At 75.3% G+C, this 20,919-nt stretch carries 17 protein-coding genes; 15 read left to right on the plus strand and 2 right to left on the minus strand.

Features of this window, described 5'->3' with window-relative positions; translation table 11 throughout:
• Positions 1-146 precede the first annotated feature (146 nt).
• From pyrR to coaBC, 13 genes are all read left to right on the plus strand, one after another.
• Positions 147-770 (plus strand): bifunctional pyr operon transcriptional regulator/uracil phosphoribosyltransferase PyrR, encoded by a 624-nt coding sequence (pyrR, locus tag ACI79K_RS07330; RefSeq protein ID WP_456599358.1) that lies wholly within the window; start codon positions 147-149, stop codon positions 768-770.
• A complete protein-coding gene (locus ACI79K_RS07335; RefSeq protein WP_456588664.1) occupies positions 767-1,684 on the plus strand; it encodes an aspartate carbamoyltransferase catalytic subunit in 918 nt (305 codons plus the stop codon). Before pyrR ends, ACI79K_RS07335 begins: the two co-directional genes overlap by 4 nt.
• Positions 1,681-2,970 carry a dihydroorotase gene (locus ACI79K_RS07340; RefSeq protein ID WP_456588665.1) on the plus strand — a complete coding sequence of 430 codons (1,290 nt, stop codon included), beginning with the start codon at positions 1,681-1,683 and terminating at the stop codon, positions 2,968-2,970. Before ACI79K_RS07335 ends, ACI79K_RS07340 begins: the two co-directional genes overlap by 4 nt.
• A complete protein-coding gene (gene carA / locus ACI79K_RS07345; protein WP_456588666.1) occupies positions 2,967-4,133 on the plus strand; it encodes a glutamine-hydrolyzing carbamoyl-phosphate synthase small subunit in 1,167 nt (388 codons plus the stop codon). Before ACI79K_RS07340 ends, carA begins: the two co-directional genes overlap by 4 nt.
• Entirely contained in the window at positions 4,133-7,462 is a 3,330-nt protein-coding gene (carB, locus tag ACI79K_RS07350) for a carbamoyl-phosphate synthase large subunit (protein ID WP_456599359.1), read from the plus strand. The genes carA and carB overlap by 1 nt, the downstream gene beginning before the upstream one ends.
• Positions 7,459-8,829 (plus strand): dihydroorotate oxidase, encoded by a 1,371-nt coding sequence (locus ACI79K_RS07355; protein WP_456599360.1) that lies wholly within the window; start codon positions 7,459-7,461, stop codon positions 8,827-8,829. Before carB ends, ACI79K_RS07355 begins: the two co-directional genes overlap by 4 nt.
• Positions 8,826-9,665 (plus strand): orotidine-5'-phosphate decarboxylase, encoded by an 840-nt coding sequence (gene pyrF / locus ACI79K_RS07360; RefSeq protein ID WP_456599361.1) that lies wholly within the window; start codon positions 8,826-8,828, stop codon positions 9,663-9,665. The genes ACI79K_RS07355 and pyrF overlap by 4 nt, the downstream gene beginning before the upstream one ends.
• An 87-nt stretch (positions 9,666-9,752) precedes the next feature.
• Positions 9,753-10,916 (plus strand): acyl-CoA dehydrogenase family protein, encoded by a 1,164-nt coding sequence (locus ACI79K_RS07365; RefSeq protein WP_456588670.1) that lies wholly within the window; start codon positions 9,753-9,755, stop codon positions 10,914-10,916.
• Complete coding sequence (locus ACI79K_RS07370) at positions 10,913-12,997, plus strand: SpoIIE family protein phosphatase (protein WP_456599362.1); 2,085 nt, start codon at positions 10,913-10,915, stop codon at positions 12,995-12,997. The genes ACI79K_RS07365 and ACI79K_RS07370 overlap by 4 nt, the downstream gene beginning before the upstream one ends.
• A 328-nt stretch (positions 12,998-13,325) precedes the next feature.
• Entirely contained in the window at positions 13,326-13,682 is a 357-nt protein-coding gene (gene mihF, locus ACI79K_RS07375) for an integration host factor, actinobacterial type (RefSeq protein ID WP_456582244.1), read from the plus strand.
• 45 nt (positions 13,683-13,727) lie between these two features.
• On the plus strand, positions 13,728-14,327 hold the full coding sequence (gmk, locus tag ACI79K_RS07380; protein ID WP_456599363.1) for a guanylate kinase: 600 nt from the start codon (positions 13,728-13,730) through the stop codon (positions 14,325-14,327).
• A 60-nt stretch (positions 14,328-14,387) separates the two neighbouring features.
• The gene (gene rpoZ, locus ACI79K_RS07385; RefSeq protein WP_014376157.1) at positions 14,388-14,651 is read left to right on the plus strand and encodes a DNA-directed RNA polymerase subunit omega; all 264 of its coding nucleotides are present in this window, start codon (positions 14,388-14,390) and stop codon (positions 14,649-14,651) included.
• Positions 14,652-14,752: 101 nt separating this feature from the next.
• Positions 14,753-15,970 carry a bifunctional phosphopantothenoylcysteine decarboxylase/phosphopantothenate--cysteine ligase CoaBC gene (coaBC, locus tag ACI79K_RS07390; protein WP_456599364.1) on the plus strand — a complete coding sequence of 406 codons (1,218 nt, stop codon included), beginning with the start codon at positions 14,753-14,755 and terminating at the stop codon, positions 15,968-15,970.
• Positions 15,971-16,037: 67 nt separating this feature from the next.
• Here coaBC and ACI79K_RS07395 read toward each other — a convergent pair whose 3' ends face one another.
• The gene (locus tag ACI79K_RS07395) at positions 16,038-16,802 is read right to left on the minus strand and encodes a hypothetical protein (RefSeq protein ID WP_456599365.1); all 765 of its coding nucleotides are present in this window, start codon (positions 16,800-16,802) and stop codon (positions 16,038-16,040) included.
• Complete coding sequence (locus ACI79K_RS07400; RefSeq protein WP_456599366.1) at positions 16,799-17,158, minus strand: PadR family transcriptional regulator; 360 nt, start codon at positions 17,156-17,158, stop codon at positions 16,799-16,801. Before ACI79K_RS07400 ends, ACI79K_RS07395 begins: the two co-directional genes overlap by 4 nt.
• A 410-nt stretch (positions 17,159-17,568) precedes the next feature.
• Here ACI79K_RS07400 and metK point away from each other — a divergent pair, with 410 nt between their 5' ends.
• Together metK and ACI79K_RS07410 are read left to right on the plus strand one after the other, a co-directional pair.
• The gene (metK, locus tag ACI79K_RS07405) at positions 17,569-18,768 is read left to right on the plus strand and encodes a methionine adenosyltransferase (RefSeq protein WP_456588676.1); all 1,200 of its coding nucleotides are present in this window, start codon (positions 17,569-17,571) and stop codon (positions 18,766-18,768) included.
• Positions 18,769-18,857: 89 nt separating this feature from the next.
• Positions 18,858-20,819 (plus strand): primosomal protein N', encoded by a 1,962-nt coding sequence (locus ACI79K_RS07410; RefSeq protein ID WP_456599367.1) that lies wholly within the window; start codon positions 18,858-18,860, stop codon positions 20,817-20,819.
• Positions 20,820-20,919: the final 100 nt, after the last annotated feature.

The following is a 20,919-nucleotide window of genomic DNA, read 5'->3' on the forward strand; positions in this document are numbered from 1 at the left end:
CGGGCGCCGCGCCGGGCGACCACCCCGGGCGCAGGGCCGGGCACCGGGCCGGGCGCCGGCGGGACGCGAGCGGACGTGCAGTACCGTCGACCGCGGTCCGACCACTCCTTTAACGACCCGTCCAGTGAGGCGGGGAAGGAGGCCTCATGGCCCGCTCACCCGAGCCTGCCCGCAGCCCGTCTCCCGGCAGCGCCCCCGGCACCCTGCTCTCCTCCGCCGACGTCGCCCGCGTCGTCGACCGCATGGCCCACCAGCTCATCGAGCGGGCGGCGAGCCTCCGGGCCGACGACGGCGCCGACCACGCCGACGGCGGGCTCTCCGACCTGGTCCTCGTCGGCATCCCGACCCGCGGGGCCCCGCTCGCCCGCCGCCTCGGCGCGCGCATCGAGGCGTTCACCGGCACCGCGGTGGACGTCGGCACCGCCGACATCACCCTGTACCGCGACGACCTGCGGCTGCGCGGCGTCCGGGCCCTCGAGCCCACCGTGCTCCCGGACGCCGGCATCGACGGCCGGCTCGTCGTCCTCGTCGACGACGTGCTCTTCTCCGGGCGCTCGGTCCGGGCGGCGCTCGACGCGCTGCGCGACCTGGGCCGCCCGCGCGGCGTCCAGCTGGCGGTGCTGGTCGACCGCGGGCACCGCGAGCTGCCGATCCGGGCCGACTTCGTCGGCAAGAACGTGCCGACCGCACGCAGCCAGCAGGTCAAGGTGCACCTGCAGGAGGTCGACGGCATCGACGAGGTTCTGCTGACCGAGGGGGAGGGCGCGTGAAGCGGCACCTGCTGGAGGCCGCGGACCTCGACCGGGACGACGCGACGCTGGTGCTGGACACCGCGGCCCAGATCGACGCGGCCCTGGCCGGCCGCGAGGTGAAGAAGCTCCCGACGCTGCGCGGGCGCACGGTGGTCAACCTCTTCTACGAGGACTCCACCCGGACCCGGATCAGCTTCGAGCTCGCCGCCAAGCGCCTCTCCGCCGACGTCATCAACTTCTCGGCCAAGGGCAGCAGCGTCTCCAAGGGGGAGAGCCTCAAGGACACCGCGCTCACCCTGGAGGCGATGGGCGCCGACGCCGTCGTCGTCCGGCACTCGGCCTCCGGTGCGCCGCACCGGCTGGCGAACTGGGTGCGCGGCAGCGTGGTCAACGCCGGCGACGGCACCCACGAGCACCCCACCCAGGCGCTGCTGGACGCCTACACGATCCGGCAGCGGCTGGGGCGGCTCGACGGCGTCCGCGTGACGATCGTCGGCGACGTCCTGCACAGCCGGGTGGCCCGCTCCAACGTGGGGCTGCTGCACACGCTGGGAGCGCAGGTCACGCTGGTCGCGCCGCCGACGCTGCTGCCGGTGGGCGTGGGCAGCTGGCCGGCGGAGGTGGGCTACGACCTCGACGCCGTGCTCCCCAAGAGCGACGTGGTGATGATGCTGCGGGTCCAGGCCGAGCGGATGAACGCCTCGTTCTTCCCCAGCGCCCGCGAGTACAGCCGCCGCTACGGCCTCGACGCGCCGCGGATGGCCGCGCTGCCCGACGAGGCGATCGTCATGCACCCCGGCCCGATGAACCGCGGCATGGAGATCGCCGCCGAGGTGGCCGACTCCGTCCGCTCCACGATCGTCGAGCAGGTCGCCAACGGGGTCTCCACCCGCATGGCCGTGCTCTACCTGCTGCTCGGAGGGAACACGTGAGCACCTACCTGATCACGGGGGCCAGGCCGCTGGGCGGCGACCCTGCCGACATCCTGGTGACCGACGGCCGGATCGCCGCGGTCGGCGCGTCGCTCGACGTCCCCGGCGCCGAGGTGGTCGAGGCCGCCGGTCTGATCGCGCTGCCCGGCCTGGTCGACCTGCACACCCACCTGCGCGAGCCCGGCCGGGAGGACGCCGAGACCGTGGAGACCGGCAGCCGCGCCGCCGCGCTCGGCGGGTTCACCGCAGTGCACGCGATGGCCAACACCGATCCGGTCGCCGACACCGCCGGCGTCGTCGAGCAGGTGTGGCGGCTGGGGCAGGAGGCCGGGCTCGTGGACGTCGTCCCGGTCGGCGCCGTCACGGTCGGGCTGGCGGGGGAGCGGCTGGCCGAGCTCGGCGCGATGGCCGACTCCGCCGCCCGGGTGCGGGTGTTCTCCGACGACGGGCACTGCGTCGCCGACCCGGCGCTCATGCGGCGGGCGCTGGAGTACGTGAAGGCGTTCGACGGTGTGGTCGCCCAGCACGCGGAGGAGCCGCGGCTGACCGCCGGCGCGCAGATGCACGAGGGCGACCGCTCGGCCCGGCTCGGCCTGACCGGCTGGCCGGCCGCCGCGGAGGAGGCGATCATCGCCCGCGACGTGCTGCTGGCCGAGCACGTCGGCGCGCGGCTGCACGTCTGCCACGTCTCGACCGCCGGGTCGGTGGAGATCCTGCGCTGGGCGAAGTCCCGCGGCGTGCAGGTGACCGCCGAGGTCACGCCGCACCACCTGCTGCTCACCGACGCCTGCGCCGAGTCCTACGACCCGGTCTTCAAGGTCAACCCGCCGCTGCGCACCGACGCCGACGTCGAGGCACTCCGGGCGGGCCTGGCCGACGGCACCATCGACGCCGTCGGCACCGACCACGCCCCGCACGCGGTGGAGGACAAGGAGAGCGAGTGGGCGCAGGCCCGGCCCGGCATGCTCGGGCTGGAGCAGGCGCTCTCGGTGGTGATCGAGACGATGGTCGAGCCCGGTCGCCTGGACTGGGCCGGCGTCGCCGACCGCATGTCGGTCCGGCCCGCCGCCATCGGCCGCCTCGGTGAGCACGGCCGGCCGATCGCCCCCGGCGAGCCGGCCAACCTGGTGCTCGTCGACCCGGCCGCCCGCGCGGTGGTCGACCCCGCGGCGCTGGCCAGCCGCAGCCGCAACAGCCCCTATGCCGGCCGGGAACTCCCCGGCCGGGTGGTCGCGACGTTCCTGCGGGGGACGCCGACCGTTCTGGACGGAAAGGCAGTCAAGTGACAGAAGCGCTCCTCGTGCTCGAGGACGGGCGCACGTTCCGGGGCGAGGCCTACGGAGCGACGGGGACGACGGTCGGCGAGGCGGTGTTCGCCACCGGCATGACCGGCTACCAGGAGACGCTGACCGACCCCAGCTACGCGGGCCAGATCGTCGCAATGACCGCCCCGCACATCGGCAACACCGGGGTCAACGGCGAGGACGACGAGAGCAGCCGCATGTGGGTGGCCGGCTTCGTCGTGCGCGACCCCGCCCGCCGCCCGGCCAACTGGCGGGCCACCGGCACCCTCGACGACGAGCTGGTCGCGCAGGGGGTCGTGGGCATCAGCGGGATCGACACCCGCGCGCTCACCCGCCACCTGCGCGAGCGCGGCGCGATGCGCGCCGGCATCAGCACCGAGCTGACCGCCGAGGAGCTGCTGGCCCGCGTCACCGCGGCCGAGGGCATGACCGGCGCCGACCTCGCACCGACGGTGAGCACCGGCGAGCCCTACGTCGTCCCGGCGGTGGGGGAGAAGCGGTTCACCATCGCCGCGCTCGACCTGGGAATCAAGACGGCGACCCCGCGGCACCTGGCGGCGCTCGGCGTCGAGACCCACGTACTGCCCTCGACGGCGACCGCCGAGGAGCTGCTCGCGGCCGGCCCGGACGGGGTGTTCCTCTCCAACGGCCCCGGCGACCCGGCCGCCGCCGACTACGCCGTGGAAGCGGTGCGCGGGGTGCTCGACGCCCGCCGGCCGCTGTTCGGGATCTGCTTCGGCAACCAGATCCTCGGCCGCGCGCTGGGCCTGGGCACCTACAAGCTGCGCTTCGGGCACCGCGGGCTCAACCAGCCGGTGCTCGACCGGGTCAGCGGGACCGTCCGGGTGACCAGCCACAACCACGGGTTCGCCGTGGACGCCCCGCTGGACCGGCCCACCGACACCCCCTACGGGCAGGTCGAGGTCAGCCACGTGGGCCTCAACGACGACGTCGTCGAGGGCCTGCGGCTGCTCGAGACGCCGGCCTTCAGCGTGCAGTTCCACCCGGAGTCGGCGGCCGGCCCGCACGACGCCGCACCCCTGTTCCAGCGCTTCGTCGACCTCATGCAGTCCGCCCGCGACGGCGAGGCCCGCGCCGGCGGGCCGGCACCGCAGGTCCAGTCCAGCACGGGGGAGAAGAACTGATGCCCAAGCGCACCGACATCGAGCACGTGCTGGTGATCGGCTCGGGGCCGATCCTGATCGGGCAGGCCGCGGAGTTCGACTACTCCGGCACCCAGGCCTGCCGGGTGCTCCGGGCCGAGGGGCTGCGGGTCAGCCTGGTGAACAGCAACCCGGCGACGATCATGACCGACCCGGAGATCGCCGACGCCACCTACATCGAGCCGCTGACGCCGGAGTTCGTCGAGAAGGTCATCGCCAAGGAGCGGCCCGACGCGCTCCTGGCCACCCTCGGCGGCCAGACCGCGCTCAACATCGCCATCGGCCTGTACGAGAACGGCGTGCTGGAGAAGTACGGCGTCCGGCTCATCGGGGCCGACGTCGCCGCGATCAACCGCGGTGAGGACCGGCAGCTGTTCAAGGACATCGTCCGCTCGATCGGCGCCGATGCCCCGCGGTCGCGGGTCTGCGGCACCGTCGAGGAGGCGCTGGAGACCGCCGAGGAGGTCGGCTACCCGGTCGTCATCCGGCCGAGCTTCACCATGGGCGGCCTCGGCTCGGGCTTCGCCACCGACGAGCCGATGCTGCGCCGCATGGCCGCCCACGGGCTGGCCGACTCCCCGGTGCACACGGTGCTGATCGAGGAGTCGGTGCTGGGCTGGAAGGAGTACGAGCTGGAGCTGATGCGCGACCGCAGCGACAACGTGGTCGTCATCTGCTCGATCGAGAACATCGACGCGATGGGCGTGCACACCGGCGACTCGGTGACCGTCGCCCCGGCGATGACCCTCACCGACGTCGAGTACCAACGGATGCGCGACGTCGGCATCGCGGTGCTGCGCGAGGTCGGCGTCGACACCGGCGGCTGCAACATCCAGTTCGCCGTCAACCCGGCCGACGGCCGGATGGTCGCCATCGAGATGAACCCGCGGGTCTCCCGCTCCAGCGCGCTGGCGTCCAAGGCGACCGGCTTCCCGATCGCGAAGATCGCGGCGAAGCTCGCCATCGGCTACACGCTCGACGAGATCACCAACGACATCACCGGCGTCACCCCGGCGGCGTTCGAGCCGACGCTGGACTACGTCGTGGTGAAGATCCCGCGGTTCGCCTTCGAGAAGTTCCCCGGCGCCGACCCCCGGCTGACCACGACGATGAAGAGCGTCGGCGAGGTCATGGCGATGGGGCGGAACTTCCCGGAGGCGCTGGGCAAGGCGATGCGCTCCACCGAGACGAAGGTGGCCGGCTTCTGGACGGGGACGCCGGATCCCCGTTCGGCCGAGGAGCTGCTGGAGGTCCTGCGCACCCCGGTCGACGGCCGGCTCTACACCGCGGAGCGGGCGCTGGCCGCCGGTGCGACGGTCGAGCAGGTCGCCGAGGCCAGCGGGTTCGATCCGTGGTTCGTCGACCAGATCGTGCTGGTGCAGGAGGTGGCGGCCGAGGTCCGCGACGCACCGGCCCTGACGCCGCAGCTGCTCCGGCGGGCCAAGCGGCACGGCCTCTCCGACCGGCAGATCGCCGCGCTGCGGCCGGAGCTCGCCGGCGAGGACGGCGTCCGGGTGCTGCGCTGGCGGCTGGGCGTGCGGCCGGTCTACAAGACCGTGGACACCTGCGCCGCGGAGTTCGCCGCCCGCACGCCGTACCACTACTCGTCCTACGACGAGGAGACCGAGGTGCAGCCGCGGGAGAAGCCGGCGGTGCTGATCCTCGGCTCGGGCCCCAACCGGATCGGGCAGGGCATCGAGTTCGACTACTCGTGCGTGCACGCGGTCATGGCGCTGCAGGACGCCGGCTACGAGGCGGTGATGGTCAACTGCAACCCGGAGACCGTCTCCACCGACTACGACACCGCCGACCGGCTGTACTTCGAACCGCTGACGTTCGAGGACGTCCTCGAGGTGGTCGAGGCCGAGCGCGCGGCCGGCCCGGTGGCCGGGGTCATCTGCACCCTCGGCGGGCAGACCCCGCTGGGGCTGGCGCAGCGGCTCAAGGACGCCGGGGTGCCGGTGCTGGGCACGTCGCCGGAGGCGATCGACGACGCCGAGCACCGCGGGGCGTTCTCCCGGGTGCTGGCCGACACCGGCCTGCTCGCCCCGAAGCACGGCACGGCGACGACGTTCGCCGAGGCGCACGAGGTCGCCTCCGGCATCGGGTACCCGGTGCTGGTGCGACCCTCCTACGTGCTGGGCGGGCGCGGCATGGAGATCGTGTACGACGACGCCACGCTCGAGGCGTACATCGCCAAGGCCACCGAGGTCAGCGCCGACCACCCGGTGCTGGTCGACCGGTTCCTGGAGGACGCGGTCGAGATCGACGTCGACGCGCTCTACGACGGCACCGACCTCTACCTGGGCGGGGTCATGGAGCACATCGAGGAGGCCGGCATCCACTCCGGTGACTCGGCCTGCGCCCTGCCGCCGATCACCCTCGGCTCCGCGGACCTGCTGAAGATCCGCGCGGCGACAGGGAAGCTGGCCGAGCGGATCGGCGTCCGCGGGCTGATGAACGTCCAGTACGCGATCAAGGACGACATCCTCTACGTCATCGAGGCCAACCCGCGGGCCAGCCGCACGGTGCCCTTCGTCTCCAAGGCGACGGCGGTGCAGCTGGCCAAGGCGGCCGCGCGGATCGCCGTCGGCGAGTCCATCGCCGACCTGCGCGCCGCCGGCGTGCTCCCGGCCACCGGCGACGGCACCGACCTGCCCGACGACGCGCCGATCGCAGTCAAGGAGGCGGTGCTGCCCTTCCACCGTTTCCGCACCGTCGAGGGGTTCGGGGTGGACACCGTGCTGTCCCCGGAGATGAAGTCCACCGGCGAGGTCATGGGCCTGGACGCGCAGTTCGGAACGGCGTTCGCCAAGTCGCAGGCCGCCGCCTACGGCTCGCTGCCGACCGAGGGCACGGTGTTCGTGTCGCTGGCCAACCGGGACAAGCGCTCCGCGGTCTTCCCGATCAAGCGGCTGGCCGACCTGGGCTTCCGCCTGCTGGCCACCACCGGCACGGCGCAGGTGCTGCGCCGCCACGGGGTGGCCGCCGAGGTGGTCGGCAAGTTCAGCGAGGGCCCGGGCAACATCGTGGAGCTCATCCAGGCCGGCGACGTCGACCTGGTGTTCAACACGCCGTTCGGTGCGCCGGGCAACAGCGGCCCCCGCCTGGACGGCTACGAGATCCGCACGGCCGCGGTGAGCGCCGGCATCCCGTGCATCACGACGGTGCAGGGCATGGCGGCCGCGGTCCAGGGCATCGAGGCGCTGCGGCAGGGCGGCATCGGCGTGCGCAGCCTGCAGGAGGTGCACGCGGCGCTGGCCGGCGGCACGCACGGCGGGCCGAGCAGCTTCGCCGGGACGGGGGCGTGACGACGCCGTCGCCGGGTGCGGTCCAGGGGCTGCGCGACGACCTCGTCGCGCGCGGCCTCCTGGAGGGGCTGCCGGCGGCGTTCGCCGCGGGGGTCACCCGGTTCGGGCGGCCCCCGCGGCCGGAGCTCGACGCGCTGACCGGCGCGGCCACCGACCTGGCCGCCCGGCTGGCCTCCGGGGCGGCCGGCGAGGACGACCTGCCGCTGTTGACCCGGGTGCTCTTCTTCGCCCGGCAGCCCGAGCTGCTGGCCGCCCACGGGCTGCCCACGCCGGCGTACGACGTCCTCGGGTCCTTCCGGGAGAACCTCGACCGGCCGCTCGGCCCGCGGCTGCCCGAGCGGCCGACGGCAGGCGGCCGGCGCTGGCAGCTGCTGGGGCGCACCGTGGGCTTCCCGATCGGCGTGCCCGCCTGCGTGCTCAACGGCAGCGAGGCGTGGGTGCGGCACAACGCGGCCAACGGCTGGAACGTGCTGACCTACAAGACCGTCCGCGGCCGCGCCCACCCGCCCAACGAGCAGCCGAACTGGGTGTTCGCCGCCCGGGAGACCGCCGGCCTCCCGCCGGGAGCGGACGCCGACGTGGTCGCCGACCCCTGGGACTGGGTCGCGCCGGGCTCGCCGGCGGTCAGCAGCGTCAACTCCTTCGGCGTCCCCTCCCCGGCGCCGGAGGAGTGGATGCCCGACCTGGCGCGCGCCGTCGACGCGGTCGGCGACGAGCAGCTGCTGCTGGTGAGCGTCATGGGGGAGGGGAACGGGCTCGACCTGGTCGAGGACTTCGCCCGGACCGCACGCCTGGCGCAGGAGGCCGGGGCGTCGGTCGTCGAGCTGAACCTGTCGTGCCCGAACACGCTGTCGGCCTCCGGGAGCGGCGTGAAGCCGCCGCTGTGCCTGGACCCCGACGCGACCGTCGCCGTGGTGGAGGCGGTGCGCCGGGCGCTGGACGACCGCACCGGGCTGGTGGCGAAGCTGTCCTGGCTCGACGAGGCCCGGCTCGCGGCCCTGGTGCCGCGGCTCGCCCCGCTGGTCGACGGCATCGCCGGGATCAACACGCTGCAGAGCCGGGTGCGCCGCAGCGACGGCAGGCCCACCTTCCCCGGCCGCGAGCTGGCCGGGCTCTCGGGCATCGCGGTCCGCGACTCCGCGCTGGACTTCACCCGGCGGCTCGTCGCGCTGCGGGAGGCCGGCGGGGTGCCCTTCGACGTCCTCGCCATGGGCGGGGTCACCGACCCGGCGTCCTTCGAGGCGATCTTCACCGCCGGCGCCGACGCGGTGCAGTCCGCGGCCGGCGCGTTCGCCGACCCGTTCCTCGCCCAGCGGTGCGTCGCCACCCTGGGCGAGACCCTGCCCCGAGCCGTGGAGGCCCCGTGACCGACCCCTTCGGGCAGCGCCTGTCGGCCGCCGTCGCCGAGCGCGGCCCGCTCTGCGTCGGCATCGACCCGCACGAGCAGCTGCTGCTCGACTGGGGGGTGGGGAACTCGCTGGACGGGCTCCGCCGCTTCACCGACGCGGTGGTCGAGGCGCTCGCCGGCACGGTGTCCGTGCTGAAGCCGCAGCTGGCCTTCTACGAGCGCTTCGGCTCCCGGGGGATCGCGGTGCTGGAGGAGGCGGTCACCGCCAGCCGTGCTGCCGGCGCCCTGGTGCTGCTCGACGCCAAGCGCGGCGACATCGGCTCGACGATGGCCGCCTACGCCGACTACCTGAGCGACCGCCACCCGCTGCAGGTCGACGCGATGACCGTCAGCCCCTACCTCGGGCCGGAGTCGCTGGCGCCCGCGGTCGCCACGGCGAGCGCCGCCGGCGGCGGGCTGTTCGTCCTCGCCCGCACGTCCAACCCCGACGCGGCCGCCCTGCAGCACGCCGTGGTGGGGGAGCGGTCGGTCGCCCAGGTCGTCGTCGACACCGTCCGCGGCTGGAACGTCTCCGGCGGGACGGCGGACAGCGGATTCGGCCCGGCCCTGGGGTCCTTCGGCGTCGTCGTCGGCGCCACGCTCGAGCAGCTCGACGTGGACCTCGACGGGCTCGGCGGGCCGATCCTGGCGCCCGGCCTCGGCGCCCAGGGGGGCACAGCGGCCGACCTGCGCCGGCTCTTCGGCGCCGGGCGCGCCGCCGTGCCGACGGTCTCCCGCGACGTGCTCGGCGCCGGTCCGGACCCGGCCGCACTGCGCGCCGCCGCGGAGCGCTGGACAGAGGCGCTGGCCGCGTGAGGCGGGTGCGGCCGTGGGCCTCCGTCGGGTGAACGCCCTGCTCCCGGCCGCCTCGACCGCGCAGCGGTCCGCCTATCCTCGGCGATCGTGACCACGACCCCGACCAGCGTGGCGGACGCCGTCGCCCGCGCGGAGGAGGTGGCGCGGACCGTCGCGCTGCCCCTGGTAGAGCGGACCGACTCCGGGGTCTGGCCGGCCGAAGCGGTGCGCGCGCTGCAGGCCGCCGGGCTGGGTGGGCTGGCCGCGCCCCGGTCGGTGGGCGGCTCCGGGCTGGGCCTGCGCGGGGTGGAGGCGGTCTGCGAGGCGCTGGGCCGGGTGTGCGCGTCGACGGCGCTGTGCTTCGGCATGCACTGCGTGGCCACCGCCGTGCTGTCGGCCAAGCACACCGACCGGCAGCGGAGCGAGTTCCTCGACGCGATCGTGGCCGGTGAGCACCTCACCACCCTGGCCCTGTCCGAGCCGGGCACCGGAGCCCAGTTCTGGTTGCCGCAGACCCGGATGACCCGGGACGGCGAGGGCCTGCTGGTCGCGGGGGAGAAGTCGTTCGTGACCAACGGGGGCAGGGCCGACTCCTACGTCGTGAGCACCGTGGCGGCCGACCCCGGGGCCCCGGTGGGCGAGTTCTCCTGCGTCCTGGTGCCGGCGGACGCCGAGGGCGTGGCCTGGGGGCACGAGTGGACCGGCATCGGGATGCGCGGCAACTCCTCCCGGGGCATGCGGCTCGACGACGTCCGGCTGGCCCCCCAGCACCTGCTCGGCACCGAGGGCGACCAGATCTGGTACGTCTTCGAGGTCGTGGCGCCGTACTTCCTGATGGCCATGGCGGGCACCTACGTCGGCGTGGCCCAGGCGTCGCTCGACGAGGCCACCGCGCACCTGTCCCGCCGGGCGCACGCGCACACCGGCCGCCGGCTGGCGGGCGAGCCGCTGCTGCAGCACCGGCTCGGCGTCCTCTGGGCGCAGGTGGAGCGCACCCGCCGGCTGGTCCACTGGGCGGCCGAGGAGGCCGACGCCGGCGGACCCGCGGCGCTGCCGGGCCTGACGTCGGCGAAGGCCGAGGTGGCCCGGTGCGCCGTCGACGTGACCAACGAGGCCATGACCCTGGTCGGTGGCATCGGCTACCGGGACCGGTCCCCGCTGGAGCGTCACCTGCGCGACGCCCGGGCGGCCGACGTGATGAGCCCGACGACCGACATCCTGCGCACCTGGACCGGCCGGGCGGCGCTCGGCCTGCCGCTGCTGGGCGAGTGACCGGCCCCCCGGACGGCGCGGGCCGCTGGGTCCTGGTCGAGCCCTCCACCACCGACGTCGAGCTGCTCCGGGCGCTGCCCGGCATGGACCACGTCGCCCCCGGGGAGCTGGAGGTCCGCCTCGTCGACCCGCCCGAACCGGTCGACCTGGTGGTGATCGGCTCGCTGGCCGCCGCTCCGGTGGCGCTGGTGCAGCGCGCGCACCGGCTGGCGCCCGGGGCGGCCGTGGCCGTGCTGTCGACCACCCCGACGACGCTGCGGCGCGAGACGTCGTACGCCCCGGGGGTGCCGCTCGAGCTGCTGGTCGCTTCGCCCGGCGAGCCGGACCTGCCCGAGCGCCTGCGCGCCATCCGCCGGGCGGCCGTCGACCGGCGCCGGCACAGCGCCGTGCTGGCCGCAGTGGCCCGCCGGGCGGCCGGTGCGATCGAGGACGCCCCGCGCGGCCCGGCGGAGGTGGGCGGGGTGCTCGAGCACGCCCCCATCGCGGTGCTCGTCGTGGACCCCGCCGGGGCGCTGGTGGGCTGGAACCGCCGTGCCGAGGTCCTGTTCGAGCTCGTCCGCACGCCCACCGGCCGGCCGGTGGACACCGTGCTCCCGGGCGCCGCCGCCTTCCTGGCGCCGGTCCTCGCCGGGGCAACCTCGGGCAGCGAGCTCCCGGAGGCGACCCCGACGGCGGCCCACGTCCTCGTCGGCGGCCGCGTGGACGTGGAGCTGACCGCGGTCCGCAGCCAGACCGACGACGGCCGGCCCGTGGCGCTCCTCCTGGCGGTCGACGTGACCGCCCGTCGGGAGGCGGAGCGGGAGCGGGACCGGCTCGCCGGTCAGGTCAGCCTGCTCGCGCGGGTCTCGGAGTCGCTCGCCGGCTCCCTGGACGTCTCCGAATCGATCGCCCGGCTGGCCGAGGCGGTGGTCCCCGCGATGGCGGACTGGGCGAGCGTCCAGGTGCGCGAGGAGCACGACCGGCTCGCCGCCCACGTCGTCCGGCAGCGCGACCCGGCGCTGGCGCCCGTGGCCCGCCGGATCGAGGCGCTCGTGGCCGCGCGGGGTACGGGGAGCGGGCTCGGCCGGCGGGCGGCGGCCGGGGAGGCGGTCCTGCTGCCGGTCGTCGACGCCGGCACCCTGGTCGAGGAAGTGCCCGACGTCGAGCTGCGCGGTCTCGTGGAGCGCCTGGGTACGGCGAGCGCGCTGGCGGTGCCGGTGCCCGGGCGGTCCGGCATCCTGGGCTCGCTGCTGCTGGCCCGCGGGGCCGGTGCCGCGCCCTTCGGGGAGCGCGACCTGTCCCTGGCGAGGGAGATCGGCCGGCGGGCGGGCATCGCGCTCGACAACGCCCGGCTCTACGCCGGCCAGCGGCACCTGGCCACCGAGCTGCAGAACAGCCTGCTCACCGCCCCGCCGGACCTGCCCTTCGCCCGCGTCGCGGTGCGCTACGTCGCCGCGGCGCGGGAGGCCCAGGTGGGTGGCGACTGGTACGACGCCTTCCGCCGGCGCACCGGCGACCTGACGGTGGTCATCGGCGACGTCGTGGGACACGACACGCGGGCAGCGGCGGCCATGGGCCAGCTGCGGTCGCTCGTGCGCGGCATCGCCTACACCACCGCGGGCGCGCCCGACCAGGTGCTGACCGCGGTCGACGAGGCCGCCGAGGGGCTGGAGCTCGCGACGATGGCGACGGCGATCCTCGCCGAGCTGTCGCCGACGGGTGCCGGTGGCGGGGGCGGCGCACGGCTGCGCTGGTCCAACGCCGGGCACCCCCCACCGGTCCTCCTCGAACCCGACGGCACCGCCCGGCTGCTCACGTACCGCGCCGGGCGACCCGATCTGCTGCTGGGCGTCGACCCGGCCGCGCACCGGCGCACCGAGGAGACGACCCTGCCGCCCGGGTCGACACTCCTGCTGTTCACCGACGGTCTCGTCGAGGACCGCGGGCACACGCTCGACGACGGACTGGAGCTGCTGCTCGCGACCGTCGGCCACCACGCCGGGGAGGAGCTGGAGGACCTGTGCGATGCCGTCCTCGCGCGGATGGTGCCCCGCGGTGGTCAGGACGACGTGGCCATCGTCGCCGTCCAGCCGGGCCCCTGAGCAGCGCCGCATCCCTGCCGGGCGTGTCGTGTCGTCGGCGTGTCGGGGGCGGGCGCGCCACCTGCGCCGGGAGCCGCCCCGGCGAAACCAGACCGTCCGGATACCGGGGCTGACCAGGCATGATCACACCGAGTGACCCAATGGGCGGCTATCGTGCGGACCCGGGGTCGTACGGCTCCGCGACCGCCCTGCTCGTTCGTGCGTGACCAGCGGATTTGCCGGGAACCAACGCGACGGTGAGGCTCGCAGCGGGGGCGCGGTGCGTCCCCGCGAACCGAACGACCGCCGGCCGGAGCACGGTCGACGAACGAGACGATTGGGTTGCACCATGCCCCTGCCTGACCTGTCCCCGGAACAGCGGGCCGCCGCTCTCGAGAAGGCGGCCGCCGCCCGCAAGGCGCGCGCCGAGCTGCGCGAGCGACTCAAGAGCAAGGGCGCCACGGTCGGCGACGTCCTCAAGCAGGGCGAGACCGACGAAGTGATCGGCAAGATGCGGGTCTCCGCCGTCCTGGAATCCCTGCCCGGGGTCGGCAAGGCCCGGGCTGCGAAGATCATGGAACGCCTGGAGATCTCCCCCACGCGACGCGTGCGGGGGCTGGGCGCCAACCAGCGGCGGGCGCTGGAGGCCGAGTTCGGCGGCGAGAAGGTCGACGCCGAGCAGGTTCCCGCTGACGGCTCCGTCTGAGGAGGGGCCGCCGGCACCGCCGACGACCCCGGGCGAGGACGACGAGTGGCTGCAGCGACACCGGCACGGCTGACCGTGCTCTCCGGACCCTCCGGGGTCGGCAAGGGCACCGTGATAGCCGAGGTCCGGCGGCGGCACCCCGACGTGTGGGTGTCGGTGTCGGCCACCACTCGTCGTCCCCGGCCGGGTGAGGTCGACGGCGTGCACTACCACTTCGTCTCCGACGCGGAGTTCGACCGGCTGATCGCCGAGGACGGGCTGCTGGAGTGGGCCGAGTACGCGGGCAACCGCTACGGCACCCCGGTGGCGCCGGTCCGGGCCCAGCTGGCCACCGGGCGGCCGGCGTTGCTGGAGATCGAGCTGCAGGGTGCCCGGCAGGTGCGGGCGCGGGCGCCGGAGGCGCAGCTGGTCTTCCTGGCCCCGCCGTCCTGGGCCGAGCTGGTCAGCCGGCTGGCCGGCCGGGGGTCGGAGCCGGTCGCCGTGCAGGAGCGGCGGCTGGCGATCGCGCAGGCCGAGCTCGACTCGTCCGGGGAGTTCGACGTGGTGGTCGTCAACGACGACGTGTCCCGCGCCGCGGACGAGTTGGTAGGCTTGCTGACTGCGCCGTCACCCGGTCTCGTTCCGGGCAGCGGCGCCCACGAGTGAGCCCGCCGGTCAGCCGGCCCGCCCGCTCCCACGAAAACGATCGAGGAGACCCGTCCGACCGTGTCCGGAGTCGCACCCGCCCCCGAGGGCATCACCAACCCGCCGATCGACGAGCTGCTCGAGCGCACCAGCAGCAAGTACGGCCTGGTCATCTTCGCCGCCAAGCGCGCGCGCCAGATCAACGCCTACTACAGCCAGCTCTCCGAGGGCCTGCTGGAGTACGTCGGCCCGCTGGTCGACACCGCGCCGCAGGAGAAGCCGCTGTCGATCGCCCTCCGCGAGATCAACGAGGGGCTCCTGGCGCACACCGCCGGCGAGAACTGAGGCAGGATCTCGCCCGCCCGCCTGGGTGGGCACCCCAGAACTGATGAGAACGCACCCGGCAGGCGCTGCCGGGTGCGTTCTCGTGTCGGGAGGATGACCGCGTGAGTCGGATCGTGCTGGGTGTCAGCGGTGGCGTCGCCGCCTACAAGTCCGCGCTGCTGCTGCGCGCCCTCACCGAGGCCGGGCACGACGTGCGCGTCGTCCCCACCCCCGGCGCGCTGCACTTCGTCGGCGCCGCCACGTTCGAGGCGCTGTCGGGCAACCCGGTCACCACCGACGTCTGGTCCGACGTCCCCGAGGTGGCGCACGTGCGGATCGGGCAGACCGCCGACCTCGTCGTCGTCGCCCCGGCCACCGCCGACCTGCTGGCCCGCGCCGCGGCGGGGCGGGCGGACGACCTCCTGACCGCGACCCTGCTCACCGCGCACTGCCCGGTGGTGTTCGTCCCGGCCATGCACACCGAGATGTGGCTGCACCCCGCCACGCAGGACAACGTGGCCACGCTGCGCCGCCGCGGCGCGGTGGTCCTGCCGCCCGCCGTCGGCCGGCTCACCGGACCCGACTCCGGCCCCGGCCGGCTGCCCGAGCCCGCCGACATCGCCGCGCTGGCCGCGGTCGTGCTCGACGGGGGCGCCGACGCGCTGCCGCAGGACCTCGCCGGCCGCCGGGTCGTCATCAGCGCCGGCGGCACCCGCGAGCCCCTGGACCCGGTGCGCTACCTGGGCAACCGGTCGTCGGGCAAGCAGGGCTGGGCCCTGGCGCGGGTCGCCGCGGCCCGCGGCGCGGAGGTCGTCCTGGTGGCCGCCAACGTGGAGCTGCCCGCCCCCTTCGGCGTCCGCGTGGTGCCGGTCGGGACGGCCGAGGAGCTACGGACGGCGATGCACGCCGAGGCTGCGGATGCCGACGTGGTCGTGATGAGCGCCGCGGTCGCCGACTTCCGGCCGGCCGGCGTCGCCGCCACCAAGCTCAAGAAGGACGCGGCCAGCGAGCCGAGCGCCGTCGAGCTCGTCCGGAACCCCGACGTCCTGGCCGAGCTGGTCGCCGAACGCGCGCCGGGCCGGCTCGTGGTCGGCTTCGCCGCCGAGACCGGTGACGACGACGGCGACGTGCTCACCCACGCCCGCGCGAAGCTCGCCCGCAAGGGCTGCGACCTGCTCGTGGTCAACGACGTGTCGGCCGGCCAGGTCTTCGGCCGGTCCGAGAACGCCGTCGTGGTGCTCGCGGCCGACGGTTCCGCGACCGAGGTGCCGCGGGGCAGCAAGGACGCCGTGGCCGCCGGCATCTGGACCGTGGCGGCAGCCCGGCTGACGGGCCGCTGACCCGTCCGGTGGGCCCAGCACGGCCCGGAGCTCGCCCTGGGGGCCCATCGCGGCCCGGCGACGAGGCTCAGCCCACGAACCAGGGAGCGGCCCCCAGGGCGAGGTAGCAGACCGGGACCAGCGCTGTCGGCACGAGCGCGTTCCAGCGACGCCGGACCTGCTGCGCCCCGTCGCCCGCAGCGGGGGGCAGCGGTGAGGTGACCAGGTCGTCGGTCGCCAGCTCCCGGTACTCGAGCCAGGCCAGGACCACGACCACGCCGAACAACCCGACGGCCACCACGGCCGCCGGCACGGGCAGGACCGACGACGTCACGAACCGGCCGGACACCGCCGAGCCCAGCGAGGCCAGCACGACGAGGGCAACCACGGCGGGGCCGACCACCCACGTGTGGGTGATCAGCGGACGGACCAGTCGGGGGACGGCCAGCACCACGAGCAGGACCAGGGCGAGGCAGCCGACCTGGACGCCGTTCCAGGTCAGGACGCCACCCTCGGCCCAGGTCCGCGTGGCTGCCGTGCCCACGATCAGGGCGACGGCCTGCGCCGCGCCCAGCGCCGCGACCGTCCAGACCCCGGACACCCGCTCGGGCGAGCTCTCCGTGTCGATCTGCCGGGCGTAGGACGTCGGATCGCCGAACGCTTCGGCTGGCGTCTCGCCGCTCTCCGCGCAGTGCCGCTCCACCTCCGCCAGGCGTTCCCCGATCACCGGACCGGGGACGTCGCGCAGCCGCAGCTCGAGCACGAACGCGCCGCACCACTCCTGCTGAGCGAGGACGAAGGGACGCTGCCAGACCTCCTGGTGCGGCTCCTGGACGCGCGGGGTCTCGTTCACGATCTGCTCCTCGGGGTGATGGCGTCGGCGGCCGACAGGTGGTCGGTGACCCGGGCGGAGAAGCTCTGCCACCGGTCCTGGCCGTGCTCGAGCTCGCGGCGCCCGGCGTCGGTGAGCGTGAAGTACTTGCGTTCCGGCCCCCCGTCTCCCGTCCGCCAGGCCACGGTGACCAGCGAGTTCTTCTCCAGCCGGGCCAGCAGTGGGTACAGCGTGCCGCCCTTGACGTCCCCGAAACCGGCGGCCGCCAGCTCGCTGGCGATGGCGTAGCCGTAGGTCGGTCCGTCGGCCATGACGCGCAGCACGCACAGTTCCAGGACCCCGCGCAGCCACTCACTGGGCTGGGCGGGGCCGGTCATGACTCGATAGTGCCTCTACTCAGACGCTCTGTCTAGACACCGTGCCGGGCGCGTTCTCCCGCCACCGCGCGTTCCCGTGCCCGACCCCACCCGTCCACGGGCGGGGCCGTCGGCACGTACGGTCGGGTCCAGGTCCTCCGCCCACTCGCCATGAGCGGCGGGCCCAGGCCCCGCCCCCGGTGGTTTCACGCGACCGGGGCGGGGCCGCCTCCTCGGCGGGGTCCGGCGCGGACCGGGTCGGGCTCCCGCACGGACGCGGGCGCACTGCGGCGCGGAGGCGCCGGCGCCGAGGCCCTGGCACGGGTCCACCCGCGCCGAGGGGCGCCCGGTCTCGCCCGGGTAACGTCCCTCCACGAGTCGTGGCACCGAGCGGCTCGCCGAATCGTGTCCCGCGACCCAGGAGTACCGACATGCCACGCCGTCTCTTCACGTCCGAGTCGGTGACCGAGGGCCACCCGGACAAGATCGCCGACCAGATCAGCGACTCGATCCTGGACGCGATGCTGGCGCAGGACCCGCGCAGCAGGGTCGCCGTCGAGACCCTCATCACCACCGGCCAGGTGCACATCGCCGGTGAGGTCACCACCGCCGGCTACGTCGACATCCCGGCCATCGTCCGCGAGACGGTCCTCCGCATCGGCTACGACTCCTCCCGCAAGGGCTTCGACGGCGCGTCGTGCGGCGTCAGCGTGTCGATCGGCGCCCAGTCGCCGGACATCGCCCAGGGTGTCGACACCGGGTACGAGTCGCGCACGGGTGGCAGCTCCGAGGACGACGCGATCGAGCGCCAGGGCGCCGGTGACCAGGGCCTGATGTTCGGCTACGCCACCGACGAGACCCCCGAGCTGATGCCGCTGCCGATCGCGCTGGCCCACCGGCTCTCCCGTCGGCTGTCCGCGGTGCGCAAGGACGGCTCGGTGCCCTACCTGCGGCCCGACGGCAAGACCCAGGTCACCGTCGTCTACGAGGACGACCGGCCGGTGGCGGTCGACACCGTGGTCGTCTCCTCGCAGCACGCCGAGGACATCTCGATCGAGACGCTGCTGACCCCCGACATCGAGGAGCTCGTCGTCGAGCCGGAGCTGGCCGCCCTCGGCCTGCCCACCACCGGCCACCGGCTGCTGGTGAACCCGACCGGCAAGTTCGTCATCGGCGGCCCGATGGGCGACGCCGGCCTGACCGGCCGCAAGATCATCGTCGACACCTACGGCGGCATGGCCCGCCACGGCGGCGGCGCCTTCTCCGGCAAGGACCCGTCGAAGGTGGACCGCTCGGCGGCCTACGCGATGCGCTGGGTGGCGAAGAACGTCGTCGCCGCCGGGCTCGCCCGCCGCTGCGAGGTGCAGGTCGCCTACGCCATCGGCGCCGCGCACCCGGTCGGCCTGTTCGTCGACACGCACGGCACCGGCACGGTCGCCGACGAGGTGCTGGAGAAGGCGATCACCTCGGTGTTCGATCTGCGCCCCGGCGCCATCGTCCGCGACCTGGACCTGCTGCGCCCCATCTACGGGCCGACCGCCGCCTACGGCCACTTCGGCCGCACCGACCTGGACCTGCCGTGGGAGCGGCTGGACCGCGTCGAGGCGCTGCGCTCGGCCGTGGGGGCCTGAGGCCCGAGCCCGCCCCCCGGCCCCGCCCGCCCGCCGCGGGGCCGGGGGAGGAGCGCGGTCCTGTCGGTGGGGCCGGGGACACTGGTCCGGTGCAGGTCGCCCGGGTCGTCGTCGACGTCCCGCTGGCCCACCTGGACCGGCCGTTCGACTACGCGGTCCCGGAGAAGTACGCCGACACGGTGCGGCCCGGCTGCCGGGTGCGGGTCCGGTTCCACGGCCGGCTGGTCGACGGCGTGGTGTGGGAGCTGGCGGGCACCACCGAGTTCGCGGGTCGGTTGCAGCCGCTGTCGCACGTGCCCTCCGGGGAGCCGGTGCTCACCCCGCAGGTCGCCCGCCTGGTCCGCGCCGTCGCCGACCGGTACGCGGGCACCGCCAGCGACGTGCTGCGCCTGGCCCTGCCGCCGCGCCGGGGGGCCGCCGAGAAGCGCCCCTCGCCCACCCCCGAGGAGCTGCCCGCCCCGCCGGATGCGGTCGGCTTCGCCCGGTACCAGGCCGGCCCCGCGCTGCTGGGTGCCCTGGCCGAGGGGCGCCCGGCGCGCGCCGTCTGGACGGCGCTGCCCGGTGAGGACTGGCCCACCCGGATGGTCGAGCTCTGCCGCGCCGCGCTGTCGGGCCGACGCGGCGCCCTGGTCGTCGTGCCCGACGGCAAGGACCTGGACCGGCTGACGGCGGCGGCGGAGCGGCTGCTGCCGGAGCACTCGTTCACGGTGCTGCGGGCCGACGACGCGCCGGAGAAGCGCTACCGCCGCTTCCTCGCGGCCTCCCGCGGCGCCGCCCAGGTGGTGCTGGGCACCCGGGCGGCGATGTTCGCCCCCGTCCGCGACCTCGGTCTGGTGGTCGTGTGGGACGACGGCGACGACCTGCACTCCGAGGAGCGTGCCCCCTACCCGCACGCCCGCGACGTGCTGGTGCAGCGGGCCTGGCTGGACTCCTGCGCCGCGGTCGTCGCGGGGACCTCGCGCACCGCCGAGGCCGCGCTGCTGGTGGAGTCCGGCTGGGCGCACGAGCTGGTCGCCGACCGCGCGGTGCTGCGCGCCGCGGCTCCCCGGGTGCAGGCGCTCGGGGACGACTTCGAGCTGGCGCGCGACGCAGCGGCCCGCACCGCCCGGCTGCCCTCGCTGGCCTACGACGCGGCGCGCAGGGCGCTGGCCGCCGGCGCCCCGGTGCTGGTGCAGGTGCCCCGCCGCGGCTACGTCCCGTCGCTGTCCTGCGCGCGCTGCCGGGCGCCGGCACGGTGCGCCCACTGCGCCGGTCCGCTGGGCATCTCCCCGCGGCCGGGCCCCGGCGGCACCCGGATCCCGGCCTGCCGCTGGTGCGCCCGCCCGGCCGCCACCTTCGACTGCCCGCACTGCCACGGCACGAAGCTGCGGGCCGCGGTGGTGGGGGAGTCGCGCACCGCCGAGGAGCTCGCGCGGGCGTTCGCGGGCACGACCGTGCGCACCTCCGGCAGCACCTCGGGCGTGCTCGCCACGGTGCCGGCCGGTCCGGCGCTGGTCGTGGCCACGCCCGGCGCCGAACCGGTGGCCCAGGACGGCTACGGCGCCGCGCTGCTGCTGGACTCGTGGGCGTTGCTCGGCCGGGCCGATCTGCGGGCGGGGGAGGAGACGCTGCGCCGCTGGATGAACGCCGCGGCGCTGGTGCGCCCGGCGCCGGCGGGCGGGCAGGTCGTCGTCGCCGCCGACGCCGCCCATCCGGTCGTGCAGGCGCTGGTGCGCTGGGACCCGGCGTGGCTGGCCGAACGCGAGCTCGCCGACCGCCGCGAGCTGGGCTTCCCCCCGGTGACCCGCATGGCATCGCTGTCCGCCTCGCCCGCGGCCCTCGCCGAGTTCCTCGCGGCGCTGCGGCTGCCCGAGGACGCCGACCTGCTGGGGCCCGTCCCCGAACGTCCCCGGCCCGGGCAGGAGGGCGAGCGGGAGCGCTACCTGGTGCGGGTGCCCCGCAGCTCCGGGGCGGCGCTGGCCTCCGCGCTGGCCGAGGTGCAGGGCGTCCGCAGCGCGAAGAAGGTGCCCGAGCACGTCCGCGTCCACCTGGACCCGCTCGACCTGGTGTGAGGTGCTGGGGACCGTCCTGGAGTAGTCCGGCGGCCCTACGACGTCGCCGTGCCCACCTTCCCGACGACGGCGCTGCACGTGGCCGCCGCCGTCCGGGCCG

The organism is Blastococcus sp. SYSU DS0616, from assembly GCF_054051015.1.

Bases quoted from the DNA above. Each gene is read 5' to 3' on its own strand.
- metK (WP_456588676.1), top strand. From the start codon at position 17,569: ATGCCACGCCGTCTCTTCACGTCCGAGTCGGTGACCGAGGGCCACCCG.
- pyrR (WP_456599358.1), top strand. From the start codon at position 147: ATGGCCCGCTCACCCGAGCCTGCCCGCAGCCCGTCTCCCGGCAGCGCC.
- mihF (WP_456582244.1), top strand. From the start codon at position 13,326: ATGCCCCTGCCTGACCTGTCCCCGGAACAGCGGGCCGCCGCTCTCGAG.
- carB (WP_456599359.1), top strand. From the start codon at position 4,133: ATGCCCAAGCGCACCGACATCGAGCACGTGCTGGTGATCGGCTCGGGG.
- ACI79K_RS07400 (WP_456599366.1), bottom strand. From the start codon at position 17,158: ATGACCGGCCCCGCCCAGCCCAGTGAGTGGCTGCGCGGGGTCCTGGAA.